Source organism: Rhizobium sp. BK049 (assembly GCF_014193135.1).
Classification (GTDB): Bacteria; Pseudomonadota; Alphaproteobacteria; order Rhizobiales; family Rhizobiaceae; genus Rhizobium.
Genome location: NZ_JACHYV010000027.1, coordinates 74,304 through 94,865, shown reverse-complemented (window position 1 = coordinate 94,865; position 20,562 = coordinate 74,304). Strand labels below are relative to the sequence as shown.

Sequence of the window (20,562 nt, the reverse complement as noted above, 5' to 3'; positions counted from 1 at the left end):
TTTCTTAAGAGCGAGAGACTTCGTCGCCAGCAGCGCCGCCGCCCTCGTTCAGTGAGTGGGCTTATAATCCCACCCCCTTTTCTAAGTCAACAGCCCTTTTCGAAAAAAATCATTTTTCTTTCAAGCAATTGTTTTTTCATAAGAATTTTCTGTGGAGCCTGTCAGTGCGATCATTTCGCGGATTCTGAGCTGTCTCCACCGAGCCGGAGACGTGAACATTTGTCGACTTTTCGTGGAAAGCGCGCCGTTTCGTCTCTCGCGCCCCGACATGATCACAATCTGCTGGTCTTTACGGACACATGATTCACACAGGCAAAATGCAGATAGGCTGCCTTTCCAGTGCACGATTTGACTTCGGTGCCCAAAATATGCACATCTTTCGCCCCAGCCAGGATGGCCGAGACATGCTTCCAGAGACGTCAAATGTAAGGACGCGGACCCGACTGCCATGATGACGGAGAAAATGATGATCCGCTCGTTGGGCAACGAGCCTCCGCTTCTGGCTGACGGCAGGCGTGCGCCTGACAAGCGCGAAGTTTCCTTGCGCTGGCTCTCGGGCACGTTCCTCACCGGCATCACATCCTCTGTCCTGATGGGCGTCGCCCTTTTTGCCGCGCTTGATGGCCGCCAGCAGCTTGCGATTCCTGCCGAGGCCTATGCGAGTGCCGTCGCAGAGGCGCATGTGGACACGAGCGTCGTCCGTGGCGGTCGGCTGATCGCGCCCGCCATCGCCGCAAAACCTTCGGACCGGGCGATCATGGAAGTATCGACCGTTGTCCACGACGGCGAGAAGGAGGTCGTGCGCCGCCAGCCCTTCGCGCATGTGAAGATGACGCTGGCCGCCAACCATGTGGCGACCGAGGACTACCCCGATTTCGATCCCCTGGCGATATTTTCCGCCGACGAACCGCAGCCCGCCCCGCAGAGCCGCACCGGCGCACTATATGGCTCCGACGTTGAATCCGAAGTCAGTCTTAAGACCGTTCCCTTCCCGACCGCCAAGACCAGTATGAAAATGGCCTCCGGCCTGTCGCTTGAGGAGGTCGAGGAAAACGTCCGCTCCAACGGCTCCGTGCTCACCGACGGCAATACGCAGCTTGCGGCCCTCTATTACGTCGATCCGCGTCGTTTCTCCAACGAGGAAACCGATGTCGATTTGACCGCGGGTCTGTCCGCCCGCGTGCTCGAGCAGAACATGACGGTCTCTGCGCCGGAATCGATCACGCCGCAGACCGAAGAATTCGCCGACGACATCCTTCCGGTTCGCGCGGATACATCGATCGCCAAGGCGCTTACGGATTCAGGCTATCCACAGCAATATGCCGATGGCATTGCCAATTATATCTCGCAGCAACTCGGCGCCAGCGATCTCGAAAAGGGTGACGTGCTGCGCATCGGCATTATCCAGAAGGGCGAACAGGCAAAGATCATCCGCGCCAGCGTCTACCGCGGCACTCGCCATCTCGTCACCGTGGCCCTGGACGACAAGGGCAAGTATGTGCCGGGCAGCGAGCCGCCGATGCTGGATGCGATCGCCACGGCCTTCGATGACAATACATTCGCTCCGCCGCCTGGACAGAACCTGCCGCGCGTCTATGACGGCATCTATCGTGCCGCCCTTTCCTACGGCATGACCAAGGATATGACCGCGCTGATCATCAAGTTGCTTGCAAGCAACGTCGATTTCCAGGCGCAGCTGAGACCGACCGATAAGCTGGAGGCTTTCTTCTCCGTCGCCGACAGCAGCGGCCAGGCGACCGAGGATTCCGAACTGCTCTACGTCAATGCTCGTTTTGGCGATACGCAAACGCGCTTCTATCGCTTCCAGGATCCCGATGACGGGACGGTCGATTACTTCGACGAGAACGGCAAGAGCATTCGCCAGTTCCTGTTGCGCAACCCGGTTCCGAACGGCATTTTCAAATCGGGCTTCGGCATGCGCCGCCACCCAATCCTCGGTTTCGCCCGAATGCATACAGGCGTCGATTGGGCGGCGCCACGTGGCACCGCGATCATCGCCGCCGGCAATGGCACAGTCGAAAAAGCCGGTTGGGATTCCGGCGGATACGGCAACCAGACGATCATCCGCCATGCCAATGGCTACGAATCCTCCTACAATCACCAGAGCGCCATCGCCAAAGGCGTCGTTCCCGGCGCGAAAATACGTCAGGGCCAGGTGATCGGCTGGGTCGGCACCACGGGTGAATCAACCGGCCCGCACCTGCATTACGAGCTGATCGTCAACGGCACCAAGGTCGATCCGTTGCGCATCCGCCTTCCGGGCGGGAAGTCGCTGCAGGGCGAGGCGCTGGCGAAATTCGAAGACGAGCGAAAGCGTATCGATACGCTGCTGAACAACCCGACGCCGGAGCAGGTGGCGAGCAAGTAATCTCTAAACGAAATGGCGGCCGAAGCCGCCATTTCTCATTCCGAAGCAAACTAAATTAAGCCGCAGCGCTGACCGTCTGCCGCGTGCTGAACTGCAGCCGGTCCGAGCCGTTCGTCACCTTGACAGTCGATCCGTCCGGCACCTGGCCCGACAGGATCTGCTCGGCCAACGGGTCCTGCACGAACTTCTGGATAACCCGCTTCAGCGGCCTTGCGCCGTAAATCGGATCGTAACCCTTGTTCGCCAGCCAGTGACGAGCGTCCTCATCAAGGTCGATGACGATCTTGCGTTCGGACAGCAATGCCACCAGCCGCTTCAGCTGAATGTCGACGATCGCACCCATCTCCTCGCGTTTCAGGCGGTGGAAGAGAATGATCTCATCGATGCGGTTCAGGAATTCCGGCCGGAAATGCCCACGCACGACATCCATCACCTGCTCGCGAACCGTATCGCTATCGTCGCCGTCCCGGAGCTGCGTCAGATATTCGGCTCCGAGGTTCGAGGTCATGATGATCATCGTATTGCGGAAATCGACTGTCCGGCCCTGGCCGTCTGTCAGCCGTCCGTCGTCAAGCACCTGCAGCAGGATGTTGAAGACGTCGGGATGTGCCTTCTCGATCTCGTCGAACAGCACGACCTGATACGGCCGTCGGCGTACGGCTTCCGTCAGCGCTCCGCCTTCGTCATAGCCGACGTAGCCGGGAGGTGCACCGATCAGTCGGGCGACGGAGTGTTTCTCCATGTATTCCGACATGTCCATGCGCACCATCGCCGTTTCGTCATCGAAGAGGAAGCGGGCGAGCGCCTTGGTGAGCTCCGTCTTGCCGACGCCGGTCGGGCCGAGGAAGATGAACGAGCCGATAGGTCGGTTCGGATCTTGCAGGCCGGCGCGGGCGCGGCGGACGGCGCGCGACACGGCCTGAACCGCATCGCCCTGGCCGATCACCGATTTTGCCAGCTCGTCTTCCATCCGAAGCAGCTTGTCACGTTCGCCTTCCAGCATCTTGTCGACCGGGATGCCGGTCCAGCGGGAAACGACATGGGCGATATTGTCGGGGCTGACGACCTCCTGCACCATCGCGCCGCGCTCGCCGTCCTGCTTCTCGGCTTCGACCAGTTGCTTTTCGAGATCCGGAATGACGCCGTAGGTCAGTTCGCCGGCGCGCTGGAACTCGCCCTTGCGCTGGGCGATCGCCAGTTCGTTGCGGGCATCGTCGAGCTGCTTCTTGAGATCGGCGGCAAGGCCGAGCTTCTGCTTTTCCGCCTGCCAGCGGGCCGTAAGCGCATCGGCCTCCTCTTCAAGCGCGGTGAGTTCGGTCTCAAGCCGCTTCAGCCGGTCGGCGGAAGCAACGTCGGTTTCCTTCTTCAGCGCCTCGCGCTCGATCTTCATCTGAATGATCCGGCGGTCGAGTTCATCGAGTTCTTCCGGCTTGGAATCCACCTGCATGCGCAGTCGCGCCGCTGCCTCATCCATCAGATCGATCGCCTTGTCGGGCAAAAAGCGATCCGTGATATAGCGGTGGGACAGCGTCGCGGCGGCGACCAGCGCCGCATCGGCGATGCGCACCTTGTGATGTTGCTCGTATTTCTCCTTGAGGCCGCGCAGAATCGAGATCGTGTCTTCGACCGTCGGTTCGTCGACGACGACGGGCTGGAAGCGGCGCGCAAGCGCCGGATCCTTCTCGACATGTTTGCGATACTCGTCGAGCGTTGTCGCGCCGACGCAATGCAGCTCGCCGCGGGCAAGGGCGGGCTTCAGAAGGTTCGAGGCATCCATCGCCCCGTCCGCTTTGCCGGCACCGACCAGCGTGTGCATTTCGTCGATGAACAGGATGATCTCGCCGTTTTCCGCCTGCACTTCATTGAGCACGGCCTTCAGCCGCTCTTCGAATTCGCCGCGGTATTTTGCGCCGGCAATCAGCGCGCCCATGTCGAGCGCCATCAGCTTCTTGTCCTTGAGCGATTCCGGCACGTCACCGTTGACGATGCGCAGAGCCAGACCTTCGACGATCGCGGTCTTTCCGACGCCCGGCTCGCCGATCAGCACCGGATTGTTCTTGGTGCGGCGCGACAGGACCTGGATGGTGCGGCGGATCTCATCGTCACGGCCGATCACCGGATCGAGCTTGCCCTCGCGGGCCTCGCCAGTGAGGTCGCGGGCGAACTTCTTGAGTGAATCGAAGCCCTGCTCGGCACTGGCCGAGTCCGCCGTCCGGCCCTTGCGGATATCGTTGATGACCTGGTTGAGGCCTTGAGCCGTCACTCCCGCATTCTTCAGCGTCGAATAAGTCGAAGCCGAGGTCTCGATCGCCAGCGCCTGCAGCAGACGTTCGACCGTGACGAAACTGTCGCCGGCTTTCTTGGCCGCCTCTTCCGCGGTCGAAAGCACCTTGGCGAGCGGCTGCGCTAAGTAGATGTTGCCGTTGCCGCCTGATATCTTCGGCAACTTGGCAAGAGCCGCGTCATTGGCGAGGCGAGCAGCCTTGACATCACCGCCGGCACGCTCGATCAGCGACGCGGCCATGCCCTGATCGTCGTCGAGCAGCACTTTGAGCACATGCTCGGGTGAAAATTGCTGATGCCCCTGCGCCAGCGCATAGGTCTGGGCCGACTGGATGAAACCGCGCACCCGCTCGGAATATTTCTCGATATTCATATTCTACCTCCATTGATCGCCCTGCCCTTACGAGGCGCAGACCGATGATTGAGATCGACCCCCTGAAAAGGCAGGTCGCGCTTGGCCCGTCTGGGATTTGGGCGAAGCAGTCGAAGAGAATATGGTACGCTGTCCCGGGAGTTTAAAGAGCCCATAAGACGAAAATCCCCGGTACGAAGGCCGGGGATTTTCAAGGAAATTCGAACAGATGGCATAAGTACCCGGCTCTCCCCGAAAGGAGCCAGATCCCTTATTCCGATGCGGCATCCGCCAGAACCGGTGCCTCGGCGGAAGCACCCTCGCCTTCGGAGGCTGCATCGCCGTCTGCGCCGCGACGCGGGCGACGGGGACGATTGCCGGGGCTACGACGACGGGGCTGGCGTTCGCGTGACTGGCCGGCAGAGCCTTCCTCATCCATGGCGACCTCGGCGGGAATGCCTTCGATCTCCGGCTGTGGGCCGGTTCCGTCGATGATTTCGGGCTGGGGTGCCGGGGCAGGCGCCGCAACTGGTGCCGGCGCGGGCTTTGTCTGCGCCTGCGGCTGATGTTGTCTGCTCTGCGGAGGCTGGACGACGACGACATCGTCGCCATCGTTGTCGCTGACATCGATGTCGTCGCTGTCGCGATCCGTCGCGTCGCGGTCATTGTAGTCGCTGCGGTCGTCGCGCTGGAACCGCTCCTGCATCTGCGCCTGAGCGCTGGCAATGATCCGATTGTAATGCTCGGCGTGCTGAAGATAATTCTCGGCTATCACACGGTCGCCGGAGCTCTGGGCATCACGGGCAAGCTGCGCATATTTCTCGGCGATATGCTGTGCAGTACCGCGAATCTTCACATCGGGGCCGGAGCTGTCATAGGTCCGGGTCAGCGGGTTGCCGCCCTTGCGGTTGAAATTGTTGTTATTGTTATTTCCGCCGCCACCATTGTTATTGTTGTTACCACGCCCTCGACCGCGCTTGTTTTGCTGTCCTGGCCTCATAGATCGTTCACCTGAATTCTCTGTTTGTGATGGATACATGGCACCAACCGCCATGACCGGAAAACCGGGTCAGGACCTTTGTGCCGCGAGCATACTGCGCCTTTGCGCCGACCTGCCGCTTGGTTCTCAAGTCAGTTTGACTGATTCACGCGTTGGGTCGTGTTCAACCGTTGAAACTCTCGTTTAAAAGAGCGGACCCCCGAGGCAAACCAAGTACCGAACGAATCTCGTTCATTCCTATCTGCCCAACACGTGTCCGCAACCTATATTGCTTCCCTGGGAAATCCAAGCCTTTTCTTCGCAATAGCAATAATGTCCCGCCCAATGCCGCAGTTATCGCCTTTTACGCGAGCGCGAAAACGAGCGCCCTGTCGTTCTGACCATAATCTTTCACGGATTTGAGGCACCTGAAGCCTTCCGCTTCGAAGATCGCCGTCACATCGTTTCGCTGATCGTAGCCGATTTCCAGTCCCACGACCCCTTCGGGCCTCATGAACCTTGCCGCATCCTTGGCTATGGCTTTGTAAGCGTCAAGCCCATCCGGGCCGCCATCCAGCGCTGCAACCGGATCAAATTTCGTCACTTCAGGAGCGAGATCGTGAATGACATTGGAGGCAATATAGGGCGGATTTGAGACAATCGCGTGAAACGAGCCCTGGATGTTCTCGAACCATCTCGACTGCACGGCCTGAAAGCGATCCTGCAACCCGTTTCTTTCTGCGTTTGACTTTGCCGTCCGAAGTGCATCCGACGATATGTCGCTGCCGATACCTGACGCCTCGGGACATTCGCTCAAAAGCGCAAGACATATCGCCCCAGTCCCGGTTCCGATATCAAGAATATGGAGATGGCGTTGCGCCATTGCAAGGTCCTTCAGATAAGGAAGCACCGTATCGACCAGGATTTCCGTATCCGGACGCGGCTCCAGAGTTTCCGCCGACAAGCCAAGCGGCAGGCCATAAAATTCCCGCTCGCCCAGAATACGATGCACCGGCTCATGGCCGAGCCGGCGTTCCACCGCCTTGAAAATCACATCAATCTGCTCAGGTGAAAGCCTCTCGGCCGACCGCGTCAACAGCTCCGTCGACGACAGTTTCAAAAGACCTGCGACAAGCAGCCGCGCATCGGTCGCCGGATCGACAATGCCCGCCTCTGTGAAACGACGGCGCGCTTCGGCAAGCGTATCGGCGACCGTAGCGCTCACTGCTGTTCGCCGAGCTGCGCCAGCTGGCTTGCCTGGTAGTCGGCCATCAGCGCATCGACGACCTCCTCGATCTCTCCTTCCATCATCCGGTCGAGCTTGTAAAGCGTCAGATTGATGCGATGGTCCGTGACGCGCCCCTGAGGGAAATTGTAGGTACGAATGCGTTCGGAACGATCACCGGAACCGACCTGGCTCTTGCGATCGGCCGAGCGCTCGCTGTCGGCGCGCTGCCGCTCGGCGTCGTAAAGCCTGGAGCGCAGCACCTGCATCGCCTTGGCGCGGTTCTGATGCTGCGATTTTTCCGAGCTGGTGACGACGATGCCGGTCGGCAGGTGGGTGATGCGCACTGCCGAGTCCGTGGTATTGACGTGCTGGCCGCCGGCTCCCGAAGAGCGCATGGTGTCGATGCGGATGTCCTCCGGCCGAATCTCGATGTCGATCTCCTCGGCCTCCGGCAGCACCGCCACCGTTGCGGCCGACGTGTGAATGCGCCCACCCGCCTCAGTCTCCGGCACGCGCTGCACGCGGTGCACGCCAGATTCGAATTTCAGCTTAGCGAAGACGCCCCTTCCGGTGATCGTCGCAATGATTTCCTTATAGCCGCCGGCTTCGCCCTCGCTTGCCGAGAGCACTTCGACTTTCCAGCCCTTCTCGGAGGCGAAACGCTCGTACATGCGAAAGAGATCACCGGCGAAAAGTGCTGCTTCCGAGCCGCCGGTGCCGGCGCGGATTTCGAGGATTGCGCTTTTCTCGTCGGCCGCATCTTTCGGCAGAAGCAGAATTTGCATCTCCTGCTCCAGCGCCTCGATCCGCTCCTTCACCTCGGGCAGTTCGAGTTCGGCGAGGTCTCGCATCTCACGATCGACCGATTTGTCCTCGAGCAGCGTTTCGAGATCGGCAAGCTCGGCGACAGCCTTTTCATAGGCGCGGATCTTCGTCACGACAGGCTGCAGCTCGGAATATTCGGATGCAAGCTTCACATAAACATCGGCGGCTGGACCGGCCGACATGCGCGCTTCGATCTCGCCGAAACGGCGTTCCAGCTCGCGCATCTTTTCAACGGGAAGCTTCGCCACCCTGCACTCCGATTCTTCTTATATTTCTCTAAAGGGGAATATTGTGGCTCTCGGCGAAGCGGGCAAGCACCTCGCGCATCGGCACCGTGCTGCGATGATCGTCCAGCACTTCGTCCATCACCTTCGCCAATGCCCCGACATCAAGCCCGAGCAGCATTGCCTTTACCGGACCAATCGAGGCCGGCGACATCGAGATCGAGCGAAAGCCGACGCCAAGCAGCGCCATTGCCGAAAGTGGCTTGCCGGCAAGCTCCCCGCAAAGCGTCACGGGCGTCTTGTTCCGATCCGCCCCACGCACGATATCCCGGAGGATCCGCAGGAAAGGCTTGCCGAGTGGGTCGAAGCGATCCGACACCCGCGCATTGCCGCGATCGACCGCCATAGAAAACTGGAAGAGGTCGTTGGAACCGACCGAGACGAAATCGACCGCCTCCATCAGTTCGTCAAGCTGCCAGAGCAGCGCGGGTACCTCCAGCATCGCTCCGAATTGCAGCTTGCGCGGCAGCCCATGCCCGAAGCGCGATAGATGCTGCACTTCCTTCTGCAGGAGCTCGCGCACCGTCTTCAACTCGGAAACCTCGGTCACCATCGGCACCATCAGCTTCAGCTCGGTGCCGGCCGATGCCTTCAGCAGGGCGCGCAGCTGGGTGCGCAACAATCCCGGCCGGTCGAGCGACAGCCGGATCGCGCGCCAGCCGAGCGCGGGATTTTCTTCCTCATGGCCTCGGAAATAAGGCACCACCTTGTCGCCGCCGATATCGAGCGTGCGGAAGGTGACCACGCGGCCTGCCGCCTGTTTGATCACATTACGGTAGAACTGCTCCTGCTCTTCCGCCTTCGGCATGGTCGAAGCGATCATGAACTGCAGCTCGGTGCGGAAGAGACCGATACCCTCCGCACCCGATTCCGAGAGCTGCGGCAGGTCGACCAGCAGGCCGGCATTCATCATCAGCGAAATCCGCTGGCCGTCCTTGGTGACCGGCTCGATGGCACGCAGCGCCCGGAACTGCTCCTGCCGCCTCGCGCGGAAGCGCACCTTTTCTTCGTAGGAGCGCCGGTGATCGGCCATCGGGCGAAGATGCACATGCCCTTCGTCGGCGTCGATGATCACGGCATCGCCATTCTCGGCGAGCGCCACAACGCCCGCCGCCTGGCCGATGACGGGAATGCCCATGGCGCGGGCGACGATCACCACATGGCTTGTCACCGCCCCTTCTTCCAGCACCAGTCCGCGCACATTGGCGCGGGGATAATCGAGCAGCTCGGCCGCCCCCATGGCCCGCGCCAGGATAATCGCGTCATTGGGAAAACCTTCGGCGGTCGTGCGCCCGGTATAACCCGTCAACTGCCTGAGCAATCGGTTCGCCAGATCCTCGAAATCATGCATGCGTTCGCGCAGATAAGGGTCGGTCAACCGCATCATCCGCGCCTTGGTGTCGCTCTGCACCTTTTCGACCGCCGCTTCTGCCGTCAGGCCGTTGCGGATCGCCTCCTCGAGCTTGCGCACCCAGCCCTGGTCATGCGCGAACATGCGATAGGTTTCGAGCACCTCGCGATGCTCGCCCTCCATCGACACGTCACGGCGCGACAGCATGTCGTCAATCGAGATCCTCAGCGACCCCATGGCCTCCGCCAGCCGCCGGATTTCCTTCTCCGTATCCTCGTTCAGCAGGTTGGTGACGACGATGCGCGGCTCGTGCAAGACGACATAGCCGAGGCCGATGCCGTCATTATAGGTGTCGCCGTCGATCGTCACCGAGCGTGTCAGATCGAGTTCGAGGCCGGGCTTGGTGATCTTCTTGAGCTCGCCGGTGGCGATCATCTCGGCAAGCACCATCGCCGTCGTTTCGAGCGCTTCCACTTCCTCGTCGCGATAGTTGCGGCTCGCCTTGTTCTGCACGACGAGAACGCCAAGCGAGCGCCCGGTCCTGAGGATCGGCACACCGAGGAAGGAATGGTAGATTTCTTCGCCCGTCTCCGGCAGGTAACGGAAGGCCGGATGCGACTGCGCGTCGGAAAGGTTCAGCGGCTGCGCCGAGGCCGCAATCGTGCCGACCAGGCCCTGTCCCATCTTCAGCTGCGCCAGGTGCACCGCCTCTCGGTTCAGGCCTTCGGTCGCATAGAGTTCGAGCACACCGTCGGCGCGCAGCACGTAGACGGAGCAGACTTCCGCCACCATGTTGCTGGCAATCTGGCGGACGATCCGGTCAAGACGATCCTGCGGCTCCAGCGGTTCTGCCATCAACTCGCGCAGCCGCCTGAGCAGCACGCGCGGACCGCCGGAAAGGTCTCTCATGGCGTCTCAAGCTCCCGAAACAACGCACTCAGTCCCGGCAGGCCGGCCCTCGTCTACTCAACCTGAAGGGGCAGGCCGCCCACTGGGAATCAATTCTTATCCAGACCGTAGCAGGAATGCAAAGTCCTGACAGCGAGTTCTGCATAGGGACCGTCGATCAGGATGGAAATCTTGATCTCGGAGGTGGTGATCGCCTTGATGTTGATGCCTTTTTCGGCAAGTGCACGAAACGCGGTGGCAGCAACACCCGCATGGCTGCGCATGCCGATTCCGATGACCGAGACTTTCACCAGCCCCGATTCGTTCTGCACGACATCGTAACCGATCTTCTCCTTATGGTCGCCGAGCACCTTGATCGCCTTCTCGACGTCGCCTGACGGCACGGTGAAGGTCATGTCGGTCTTCGATCCGTCCTCGGAGATATTCTGGACGATCATGTCGACATTGATATGGGATTCGGCAAGCGGCCCGAAGATCGCGGCGGAAACGCCCGGCCGGTCGGCAAGACGGCGAAGCGAGATCTGAGCCTCATCCTTGGCATAGGCGATGCCGGTGACTACTTCCTGTTCCACGATTTCATCCTCGTCACAAATCAGCGTTCCGGGCGGGTTCAACAGATCGCCCATGCCCGGAGCATCGGGATCTTCGAAAGACGATCGCACAAAGGTACGCACCTTGTGCACCATGGCAAGCTCGACCGAGCGCACCTGCAGCACCTTGGCGCCGAGCGAGGCCATTTCGAGCATTTCCTCGAAGGCGATCTTCTTCAGCCTGCGCGCCTGCGGCACGATACGCGGATCGGTCGTATAGACCCCGTCCACATCAGTATAGATATCGCAGCGATCCGCTTTGACAGCCGCGGCAATGGCGACGGCCGACGTGTCCGATCCGCCGCGTCCCAGAGTGGCGATGCGGTTGTCGGGTCCCAGCCCCTGGAAGCCGGCGATGACGGCGACCTGTCCCTCGCCCATGCGTTTGATGATGTCGGAGCCGTCGATTTCCAGAATCCGGGCAGCGCCATGCGCATTGTCCGTGCGGATCGGAATCTGCCATCCCTGCCAGGACCGCGCATTGATATCCATGGCCTGCAATGCAATCGCCAACAGCCCCGAGGTCACCTGCTCGCCGGAGGCGACGACGGCATCATATTCCCGTGCATCGTAAAATGGCGAATTGGCGCCGATGACCTTCGGCGTACCCTGCACCCAGCCGACCAACTCATTGGTCTTGCCGGACATGGCCGAGACCACCACCGCGACCTCGTGGCCGGCATCGACTTCGCGTTTCACGTGGCGGGCAACATTCTTGATGCGGTCCAGGTCAGCGACGGACGTGCCGCCGAATTTCATTACGATGCGTGCCATATGCCTCTACCACGACTGGCGCCGGACAGCGGAAACCCGACCCGGCATCACGAAAGCTCTGGGGCGAACCGCTTGGCGAAAGAGCCGGGCTTCCATTTCTGGAACCGCTCTAAAGCCCAGGCCCCTGAAGGCCCCAAGTTGCGGCGTCTCTTAGCGAGTTTGGCGGGGGGAGGCAAGCGTACACGATAAAAGCAATTGCCGGCCATTTGCACGCTCGCCCCTCCCTTATGCGCCGCCCCTTGACTTATGCCGCCGATCGTCCGACTTCACATGACATGAACGATGGAGAACACCATGACGGAAACCGCCAGAAGCACGATCGACCAGGGCGAAGTGGACCGCTTCTCGGCGATGGCGGCGGAATGGTGGAGCCCGACCGGCAAGTTCAAGCCACTGCACAAGTTCAATCCCGTCCGCCTCGCCTATATAAGAGACAAGGCCTGCGAGAATTTCGGACGTGATCCGAAAAACGCCCGGCCGCTCGAAGGTCTGCGCGTGCTCGATATCGGCTGCGGCGGCGGCCTCCTGTCGGAGCCCGTCGCGCGCATGGGCGCCTCCGTCGTCGGCGCCGATCCTTCCGAGAAGAATATCGGCATTGCTTCGACCCACGCCAAGGCGTCCGGCGTCCCGGTGGACTATCGCGCCGTCACTGCCGAGGAGCTTGCAGATGCCGGCGAGACCTTCGATATCGTCTTGAACATGGAAGTGGTCGAACACGTCGCCGACGTCGAACTCTTCATGACGACCTGCGCGAAAATGGTCCGCCCCGGCGGCCTGATCTTCGTCGCCACTATCAACCGCACAATGAAGGCGGCGGCCCTTGCCATCTTCGCCGCCGAGAACATCTTGCGCTGGCTGCCGCGCGGGACGCATCAATACGAAAAGCTGGTGCGCCCCGAAGAATTGGAAAAGCCGCTCGCGGCAAGCGGTCTCGAGATCACCGACCGCACCGGCGTCTTCTTCAACCCGCTGTCGAACCAGTGGAATCTGTCCCGAGATATTGATGTGAACTATATGTTGCTGGCGAAGCGGCCGGCATAATCAATAAGCCGGCTACACTTCGGCGGATGCTCCCGCCAAGAAGGCCGGGTGCACTGACTGCATCTTAGTTTACGTCCTCCGGCAGCACTGGAATGGCGGCGATCTCAATGCCCTCTTCGACGAGCGCCTGGGCCTCGTCGACCGTCGCCTGGCCGATGATGCCGCGGGCATCCGCCTCGCCATAGTGGATCTTGCGGGCTTCCTCAGGGAACTTCGCACCGACATCCTCGGAATTGGCCTTGACGGCCGCGACCGCCTCTTTCAGTTTTTCCAGGGCCTCGCGGCGCATGGCGTCCATCGCCAGCGTCTGCCGCTCGTCCTTCTTGCGCGCGGTCGACACCGAAGGCGCCATCAGGAGCTTGGAGACGGCGGCGGAATGGCAGACCGGGCAGGTCAGGAAGCCGCTGGCGACCTGGCGGTCGAAATCGGCGCTTTCCGAAAACCAGCCTTCGAACTCATGGGCATTGTCACAGGTAAGGGAATAGCGGATCAAGCGGCGACGCCTCCTGCGACTGCCCCCGCGATCTTCTCGACCGAGAATTCCCGGCCATTCCTCAGGTTCGGGATCTTGTCACGGGCGGCCCTGACCGCGCCGGGATCGATCTCGGCGAGGATGATCGCCTCGCCGGTCGCGCCGGCGGACACCAATACCGTTCCCCAAGGATCGATAATCATCGAATTGCCAAAAGTCTCGCGTCCGTCCTCGTGGCGGCCGGCTTGCGCAGCAGCGATGACAAAGACGCCGTTCTCGATCGCGCGTGCCCTCAGCAGGATTTCCCAATGCGCCTCACCGGTCTGCCTGGTGAACGCTGCGGGAACCGTCATTACCTCGGCACCGGCGATCGCCTGCGCACGGAAGAGCGCCGGAAATCGAACGTCATAGCAAATGGCGAAGCCCATTTCTGCGAAGGGCAGCGACAGGACGCGCGCTTCCGAGCCGGCCGTATAGGCCGCACTTTCGCGCCAGCTTTCGCCATTGTCGAGATCGACGTCGAACATGTGGATCTTGTCATAACGATTGAGAATCCGCCCATCGGGACCGAACAAGAACCCGCGGTTTGCAATCTTGCCGTCGGCAAGCGCGATCGGCGTCGATCCGACATGCATGTAGATGCCAAGTTCCGCTGCAAGCGCCGAACCGGTCTTGACGATGATATCGCGCGTCTCGTCGGCAAGCACGGCGCGTGCCGCCGCCCGATCACGCTGCAACATTCCGGTCATTTCGGGCGTCTGCACATAGGTCGCGCCTTGAGCGGCAGCCTCGCGCACCAGCCGCGCCATCGCTGCGGCGTTCTTTTCCGGATCGACCCCGGAGCACATCTGGACGGCGGCGGCCTTGAAGCTCATCGGTTCATCCTCAGGCCGCCAGCATCGGATCGAGCTTGCCGGCCCGGTCGAGCGCGAAGAGGTCGTCGCAGCCGCCGACATGTTTGGTGCCGATGAAGATCTGCGGAAATGTCGTGCGCCCGTTCGCCTTGCCGATCATCTCCTGGCGAAGATCCGGCGAATAAGTCGCGTCGTGCTCGACGTAGTCGACACCCTTCTGTTCGAGAAGGGATTTGGCGCGGCTGCAATAGCCGCAGAACTGCCGTGTATAGATCGTGACGGGTACCATGATATCTCCAGACGAATGCCGGGTATTTTCTGTCATATAGGCTCGGAGAGAGCCCTTGCAAAGGTCAAAACCGTTATCTCGGCCGCACCCGCCTTGCGCAGCGTCCGGCTGGCGGCGGCGACCGTCGCCCCGGTCGTATAGACGTCGTCGACAAGCACAATACGCTTGCCGAAAACGTCGTTCTCGCAGCCTTTGGCAATCGCGAAAGCGCCCCTGACATTGTCCTCGCGCGCCTTGGCGCCGAGGCCGACCTGCTGACTGGTGCGCTTGACGCGGATGAGCGTTGCGGCAAGCAGCGGCTTGCCCGATAGGCTCGCCATATGGCGGGCAAGTTCGGCAGCCTGGTTGAACTTACGAGCCAGCATGCGGGTGCGGTGCAACGGCACCGGGATCAGCGCATCGCAGCTTTCCACCGCGCCGTCGGAGGCGCGCAGCATCCAGCCGGCCATCATCGGCGCCAGATCGGTACGATCGCGATATTTCAAACCGTGAACGAGATCTCGGATGGCATGATCGTGCGTCGCCGCTGACCGCAACCGGTCGAAAGGCGGCGGATTGGCGATCGCCTCGGCGCTGAGGATGCCGACGCCGAGATCATGCGAGAAGGGAATGCCGAGCACTTCGCAATAGGGCCGCTCGATGAATCGGATGCCGGACCAGCATTTCGCACACAGTCCGCGATGGTCGCCGGTCGAAATGCCGCAGACGGAACAGGCGGGCGGATAGAGAAAATCGGCGAGCGCCGAAAACGGTCGCAGGAGATGCGCCCGGAGCAAATCTGTCGGCCATTCGGATTGGATCCGTTTCATAAGGTCGAGACTAGCCTGTTCTCTTCGAAAGGAAAATCGCCTTGCCGCTTCAGCGAGCCGGGACTATGGACATTCCCATGGAAACGATCTTCGACAGAGCCCTGATCGCCGCACATCGCCATCGCGCGCTTGTCAACAACGACCTGAAAGCCGCTTTCCTGCTCGACATCGCGGCCGAGGAAATGGCAGAGAGGCTTGATGTGGTCGAGCGGCGCTTCGACACCGCCGTTGAATTGCATGGCACGACCGGTGCAGCCGCCCGCGCGGCGCTGGCGACGGGCAAGATCGGCGCGATGATCCGCGTCGAGAGCGAAAGGGCCTATACGGGCCCGGGCGAAACCTTGATCGAGGCGCCGCTCGAGGAGGTGCCGCTTCCGCCGCAATCGGCCAATCTCATCCTCGCACCGCTCAGCCTGCATCTGACCAACGATACGCCCGGCGTTTTCATCCAGATTCGGCGCGCCCTCAAGCCGGACGGCCTGTTCCTGGCGGCCATTCCCGGCGCCGGCACGCTGCAGGAACTGCGTGAAGTGCTTTTGGCCGCCGAGGTCGAGACGACGGGCGGCGCAAGCCCCCGTGTCGTTCCCTTCGCCGATGTGCGCGATATCGGCAGTCTGATGCAGCGCGCCGGCTTCACCCTGCCGGTGATCGACGCAGAGAACTATACGGTCCGATATGACTCGCTCTTCCCGCTGATGCGCGATCTCAGGGCGATGGGCATGAGCAATCCGCTTGCAGCCCGCAGCCGCATGCCGCTGACGCGCGCCTTCTTCCTGCGCGCCGCAGAGATCTACGCCGAACGATATTCCGATCCCGACGGACGCATTCGCGCAACATTCTCGATCATCTATGTCTCCGGATGGGCTCCGCACGAGAGCCAACAGAAGCCGCTCCAGCCGGGCTCGGCCAAAGCACGCCTTGCCGACGCGCTGAAAGTGGACGAACACAAGCTCAAGCAGTGATCGTCCGCAGCTTCTTCAATTGACGGTGATATTGTTGCTGACCACGTTGAAGACGTTCTGCAGGCTGCCGGTGAAGATGCCGAGACCGGAGACAAGCGCCGTGCAAATGATGGCGGCGATCAGGCCGTATTCGACCGCCGTTGCGCCGATGTCATCTGCAAGAAATGCTTTCCAAAGACGCATTACCCCAACCTTCTGCGTGAACCGCCTGCAACGATCAATTCCGCAGCCACCGAGCGATGGCCGTCATTCCAAGCGTCCGGCTTCAGCAACCGGCGCCGACGCCGTAGCCTTGGACGACGCAGACTGAGCCGGGCGTGTCCTGAAGGACGCTACGACGAATGGTATAGTGCTTGCCGCTTTCGTTCTTCGGAATCGATCCGGTCGTGATCGTATCGAAATCGACCGGTGCGCTCGCAAAGACGCTTTTCTTCGAGGAATCCGCAAGCATGGGCGTCAGAATCAACGTCAACGCGACCACCGCCGTGCCGAACAGAAGGGCGATATTGAGCGCACCGGTCCTGCGCGAGGCAGACGAAGCCCGTTCCTTTTCCCGGACAGCTTTCCAGAAATCATCGTCCATGACGTCAAGCCTTTTAATACACGCACGCCAGATGCTTGATTGAGGCCGATCTTTGGCAGAAGGTGTTAAACGATCCATTAATATCCACAGCCGAAAACGCCGCGGCGAGACAATAATCAGCTAATGCTAAAGTAAATCCTGCAACATCGGGATCAGCGGCTCGTCGGCCGGCGGCATCGGGTAATCCCGTAGCGCCTGCGCACGCACCCATTTCAGAGCCTGCCCCTCGCGGCCCTGGGCAATCCCCTCATAGCGCCGGCAGATATAAAGCGGCATCAGCAGGTGGAACGTCTCGTAGGAATGGCTGGCAAAGGTGAGCGGCGCCAGGCAGGCGATCTTGGTCTTGACACCAAGCTCCTCCTCGAGCTCGCGCACCAGCGTCTCCTCCGGAGTCTCGCCGGGCTCGACTTTCCCTCCGGGAAACTCCCAGAGCCCCGCCAGCGACTTTCCCTCAGGACGTTGTGCCAATAGGATACGCCCGTCGGCATCGATCAGCGCACAGGCGGCGACTAGCAATATCTTCCGGCCTGCCTCGCTCATCGCGACCCTCGCTGCCAATAGCAGTAATGATAGGCGTCGCGAAACCCGAGGCGCTCGTAAAGCGCGATGGCCGGGCGATTGGAAAGCTTGACCTGCAGCCAGGCCGAACGGGCGCTACGCATGCGCGCCCAGCGTAGCGCAGAAGTCAAGATTTCGGTGCCGAGCCCTTCGCGCCGTCGCGTTTCGCAGACCGAAAGCGACATGATGCCGGCAAGATCGTTATCCTGGACGCAGAGCACGGTCGCAAGCGGTCCCTCCACGGCATTCTCGATGAGGAAAAGCCCCGACGGCGGCTTGATCGCCGAAATGATTTCGGCAAGCGCCGGTTTCAGGCTCACTGGCGCCCCGTCGACCGCCAGGTTGGCATCGACGAAACGACCGACATCGTGGGTCGGCAGATGATCGAGAGTGTCCGGCAGCTCGGCTTCAGTGAGATCGCAGGTCATCACCACGGTCTCGTCGAACCGTGTCCAGTTCCGGGCGCTGAGAAGCTCGATCAGCACCGGCGAGGCGAGCGGTGTCTGACGGACCACGGCGGCGCGGCCATAGGCCTCGAACTTCCGGCTCGCCTTTTCCAGACGGATCTCGACATCGCGATGGTCCGAGGGGTCGAGCGGCACAATGGAATTCAGCCGGTTGGACGGGTGGCCCGCCGTCAGCCGCACCTGCCAGCTGCCGTCATATTGCACGGACGCCGCCGGCCAGGCGCGAAAGCCGACGGCCTCCAGCCTGCGAACCAACGGCAAATTCTTTGAAGATATGGATGCCTGGCCCAATGGACGATCAGCTCCGATAGTCGCCATTGATTGCAACATATTCCTTGGTGAGGTCGCAGGTCCAGACGGTTGCCGACCCCGTACCGAGGCCGATATCGACTTTAACGGGGATGTCCTGCGCTTTCATCACATTCGAGGCGGCGGCCTCGGAATAATCCGGGTCACGCTCGCCGTTGACGGCGACCCTGATATCGCCGAACCAGATGGCGAGCCGGTCACGATCCGCCATCTCCCCGGCTTTGCCGACGGCCATGACAATACGGCCCCAATTGGCGTCTTCGCCGGCGGCCGCCGTCTTGACCAGCGGCGAATTGGCGATCGACAGCGCAATGCGCTTGGCGGCGGCATCGCTCTCGGCGCCCGTTACAGTGATTTCGAGCATCTTGGTGGCGCCTTCGCCGTCGCGCACAACCTGCAGCGAAAGGTCCTTCAGCACTTCGTTCAGGGCGGCGCGGAAAGCTGCAAGGCGCGGATCGTCGGCGCGTTCGATGTGGGCCTGGCCGTCCTCGGCCGCAGCCCCCGTCGCAAACAGCATCAGCGTATCGGAGGTGGACGTGTCGCTGTCGACGGTCATGGAATTGAAGGTCGGCCCGACGCCGTCGGACAGAAGCGCCTGTAGCGCTTCGGAGGCGATATCGGCATCGGTGACGACGAAGGAGAGCATAGTCGCCATGTCGGGCGCAATCATGCCGGCGCCTTTGGCAATGCCGTTGATCGTCACGGCCACGCCGCCGATCTCGGCGCTGCGGGTCGAAACTTTCGGATAGGTATCGGTCGTCATGATCGCCTTGGCGGCTTCGAACCAGAAATCGCCGGTCGCCTCGGCCTGCATCCTGTCAAGAACGCCAGCGAATTTGGTGGCATCGAGCGGCTCACCGATGACGCCGGTCGATGCCAGATAGATCTCGTTTTCGCCGCAGCCGACGGCCGCAGCAGCCGACTTCGCCGTCAGCGCGGTCGCCTGGCGGCCCTTCATGCCGGTAAAGGCATTGGCATTGCCGGAATTGACGACGACGGCGCGCGCAGTGCCGTGGGGCAGGTTCGCACGGCAGAAATCGACTGGCGCGGAGGGGCATTTGGAACGGGTGAAGACGCCCGCGACCGATGCCGGCTTATCGAAGACCATCATCAGCACGTCGGTGCGGTTCTTGTACTTGATGCCGGCCGAAGCCGTCGCCATGCGCACGCCGCGCAGCGAAGGCATCGGAACGAAGGATTTCGGGGCGAGCGGCGAAACGGAACCGGACATGATGAAACCTGCCAATGAGCATTTCCCGGCGACTGAAAGAACCGGCTCGCCGTCCGGAAATGCGACAACAACGATACGGAAGGGCCCGGAAGAACCGGGCCCTGATGCGAATATTTACTGCTTCGGCGCCGGCTGGGCGGGCTCGCTGCCCGGCTCCGGCTGCTTGTTGGCCTCGTCGTAACCCTTGCGCAAAGTCTCGTCCGAGATCTCGATCTTGGCAGAAGACTTCGCCTGATTGAGCAGGGCAAGATACTTGTCGCGCATGACGAGCTGACGAACCTGGTCCTGCACCTGATCGAAAGGCGGCGGCGGAGCGTCGCGCTTGTCCTCGACCTTGATGACATGGTAGCCGAAATCAGTCTTGACCGGCGTTTTCGAATAGGCACCCTTCTCGAGCGCGAAGGCCGCGTCCTCGAATTCCTTCACCATACGGCCGCGCGAGAAATAGCCGAGATCGCCACCTTCCGACTTGTTGGGGTCGGTGGATTTTTCCTTGGCGAGTTCGGCGAAATCCTTGCCAGCGTCAAGCTGCTTGATGATGTCCTTGGCTTCGTCCTCAGTCTTGACCAGGATGTGGCGGGCGTGGACTTCTTCCTGCTTCGGCAGGGCTGCGACTTCCTTGTCGTAACGAGCCTTGATTTCGTCAGGCGTCACTGTGTCGACGACGTGCTTCTTGAAATAGGCGTTGTGAAGCTCACGATCGGTGAGATACTGCATGCGCTTCTTGAATTCGTCGGTCTGGTCGAGCTTCTCAGTCGTGGCGCCGGTCGCAAGCAGTTTCACATCGATGGCTGCAGAGAGCGCCGCGACCTTCTTCTGGTCATCGGGAAGCTGCGCCAGCTGCGGATCGAGATTGGCAACGGCGAGATCGAGTTCAGACTGGTGGATCTCCAGATTGCCGACCATGGCGACGACGGCGTCCTCTGCATGGGCCGGAGCCTGGAATGCAACAAAAGTTGCAAACGCCAGCACGGCGAATTTATTGGTGCTCAACATCAAATAACCCTTCACAGTTACATCGCC

Annotated in this window: 19 protein-coding genes; 3 read left to right on the top strand and 16 right to left on the bottom strand. The window is 61.2% G+C overall.

The window, feature by feature from the left end; translation table 11 throughout:
* Window positions 1–448 precede the first annotated feature (448 nt).
* On the top strand, window positions 449–2,389 hold the full coding sequence (locus FHT70_RS24545; RefSeq protein WP_085779596.1) for a M23 family metallopeptidase: 1,941 nt from the start codon (window positions 449–451) through the stop codon (window positions 2,387–2,389).
* A 55-nt stretch (window positions 2,390–2,444) separates the two neighbouring features.
* Here the strand turns inward: FHT70_RS24545 and clpB are convergent, their stop codons facing one another.
* The 6 genes from clpB to FHT70_RS24515 all read right to left on the bottom strand — a co-directional run bounded on the left by clpB (window position 2,445) and on the right by FHT70_RS24515 (window position 11,964).
* Window positions 2,445–5,045, bottom strand: coding sequence for an ATP-dependent chaperone ClpB (gene clpB, locus FHT70_RS24540; RefSeq protein WP_183705409.1), 2,601 nt, complete (start codon window positions 5,043–5,045; stop codon window positions 2,445–2,447).
* A 250-nt stretch (window positions 5,046–5,295) separates the two neighbouring features.
* Entirely contained in the window at window positions 5,296–6,024 is a 729-nt protein-coding gene (locus FHT70_RS24535) for a DUF4167 domain-containing protein (RefSeq protein WP_183705408.1), read from the bottom strand.
* Window positions 6,025–6,367: 343 nt separating this feature from the next.
* On the bottom strand, window positions 6,368–7,228 hold the full coding sequence (prmC, locus tag FHT70_RS24530) for a peptide chain release factor N(5)-glutamine methyltransferase (RefSeq protein WP_085779599.1): 861 nt from the start codon (window positions 7,226–7,228) through the stop codon (window positions 6,368–6,370).
* Window positions 7,225–8,304 carry a peptide chain release factor 1 gene (gene prfA / locus FHT70_RS24525; protein ID WP_097601642.1) on the bottom strand — a complete coding sequence of 360 codons (1,080 nt, stop codon included), beginning with the start codon at window positions 8,302–8,304 and terminating at the stop codon, window positions 7,225–7,227. Before prfA ends, prmC begins: the two co-directional genes overlap by 4 nt.
* Window positions 8,305–8,332: 28 nt before the next feature.
* Window positions 8,333–10,600 (bottom strand): phosphoenolpyruvate--protein phosphotransferase, encoded by a 2,268-nt coding sequence (gene ptsP, locus FHT70_RS24520; protein WP_097601641.1) that lies wholly within the window; start codon window positions 10,598–10,600, stop codon window positions 8,333–8,335.
* Window positions 10,601–10,689: 89 nt separating this feature from the next.
* Window positions 10,690–11,964: an aspartate kinase gene (locus FHT70_RS24515; protein WP_011426959.1), complete on the bottom strand. Its 1,275-nt coding sequence runs from the start codon at window positions 11,962–11,964 to the stop codon at window positions 10,690–10,692.
* A 294-nt stretch (window positions 11,965–12,258) separates the two neighbouring features.
* Here FHT70_RS24515 and ubiG point away from each other — a divergent pair, with 294 nt between their 5' ends.
* Window positions 12,259–13,005 carry a bifunctional 2-polyprenyl-6-hydroxyphenol methylase/3-demethylubiquinol 3-O-methyltransferase UbiG gene (gene ubiG, locus FHT70_RS24510; RefSeq protein ID WP_183705406.1) on the top strand — a complete coding sequence of 249 codons (747 nt, stop codon included), beginning with the start codon at window positions 12,259–12,261 and terminating at the stop codon, window positions 13,003–13,005.
* 64 nt (window positions 13,006–13,069) lie between these two features.
* On the opposite strand, the gene FHT70_RS24505 is transcribed toward ubiG, so the two are convergent.
* Genes FHT70_RS24505 through FHT70_RS24490 form a run of 4 tightly spaced genes read right to left on the bottom strand, consistent with a single transcriptional unit; the run spans window position 13,070 to window position 15,429 of the window.
* Window positions 13,070–13,498 carry a DUF1178 family protein gene (locus FHT70_RS24505; protein ID WP_085779603.1) on the bottom strand — a complete coding sequence of 143 codons (429 nt, stop codon included), beginning with the start codon at window positions 13,496–13,498 and terminating at the stop codon, window positions 13,070–13,072.
* Complete coding sequence (locus tag FHT70_RS24500) at window positions 13,495–14,352, bottom strand: carbon-nitrogen hydrolase family protein (protein ID WP_183705404.1); 858 nt, start codon at window positions 14,350–14,352, stop codon at window positions 13,495–13,497. Before FHT70_RS24500 ends, FHT70_RS24505 begins: the two co-directional genes overlap by 4 nt.
* 10 nt (window positions 14,353–14,362) lie before the next feature.
* Complete coding sequence (gene grxC / locus FHT70_RS24495; protein WP_085779605.1) at window positions 14,363–14,620, bottom strand: glutaredoxin 3; 258 nt, start codon at window positions 14,618–14,620, stop codon at window positions 14,363–14,365.
* A gap of 32 nt (window positions 14,621–14,652) precedes the next feature.
* Complete coding sequence (locus FHT70_RS24490) at window positions 14,653–15,429, bottom strand: ComF family protein (RefSeq protein ID WP_183705402.1); 777 nt, start codon at window positions 15,427–15,429, stop codon at window positions 14,653–14,655.
* A 77-nt stretch (window positions 15,430–15,506) separates the two neighbouring features.
* Between FHT70_RS24490 and FHT70_RS24485 the strand changes: the two genes are divergently transcribed.
* Entirely contained in the window at window positions 15,507–16,391 is an 885-nt protein-coding gene (locus FHT70_RS24485) for a methyltransferase domain-containing protein (protein ID WP_183705400.1), read from the top strand.
* A 15-nt stretch (window positions 16,392–16,406) separates the two neighbouring features.
* On the opposite strand, the gene FHT70_RS24480 is transcribed toward FHT70_RS24485, so the two are convergent.
* The 6 genes from FHT70_RS24480 to FHT70_RS24455 all read right to left on the bottom strand — a co-directional run bounded on the left by FHT70_RS24480 (window position 16,407) and on the right by FHT70_RS24455 (window position 20,535).
* Window positions 16,407–16,574 (bottom strand): Flp family type IVb pilin, encoded by a 168-nt coding sequence (locus FHT70_RS24480; protein ID WP_085779607.1) that lies wholly within the window; start codon window positions 16,572–16,574, stop codon window positions 16,407–16,409.
* An 82-nt stretch (window positions 16,575–16,656) separates the two neighbouring features.
* Window positions 16,657–16,974, bottom strand: a complete 318-nt coding sequence (locus tag FHT70_RS24475) for a hypothetical protein (RefSeq protein WP_064697586.1) — start codon at window positions 16,972–16,974, stop codon at window positions 16,657–16,659.
* A 126-nt stretch (window positions 16,975–17,100) separates the two neighbouring features.
* A complete protein-coding gene (gene mutT / locus FHT70_RS24470; protein WP_085779608.1) occupies window positions 17,101–17,514 on the bottom strand; it encodes an 8-oxo-dGTP diphosphatase MutT in 414 nt (137 codons plus the stop codon).
* A complete protein-coding gene (locus FHT70_RS24465; protein WP_085779609.1) occupies window positions 17,511–18,317 on the bottom strand; it encodes a GNAT family N-acetyltransferase in 807 nt (268 codons plus the stop codon). Before FHT70_RS24465 ends, mutT begins: the two co-directional genes overlap by 4 nt.
* A complete protein-coding gene (argJ, locus tag FHT70_RS24460; RefSeq protein ID WP_183705415.1) occupies window positions 18,298–19,539 on the bottom strand; it encodes a bifunctional glutamate N-acetyltransferase/amino-acid acetyltransferase ArgJ in 1,242 nt (413 codons plus the stop codon). Before argJ ends, FHT70_RS24465 begins: the two co-directional genes overlap by 20 nt.
* Before the next feature lie 114 nt (window positions 19,540–19,653).
* On the bottom strand, window positions 19,654–20,535 hold the full coding sequence (locus FHT70_RS24455; RefSeq protein ID WP_085780207.1) for a peptidylprolyl isomerase: 882 nt from the start codon (window positions 20,533–20,535) through the stop codon (window positions 19,654–19,656).
* Between the last annotated feature and the right edge of the window lie 27 nt (window positions 20,536–20,562).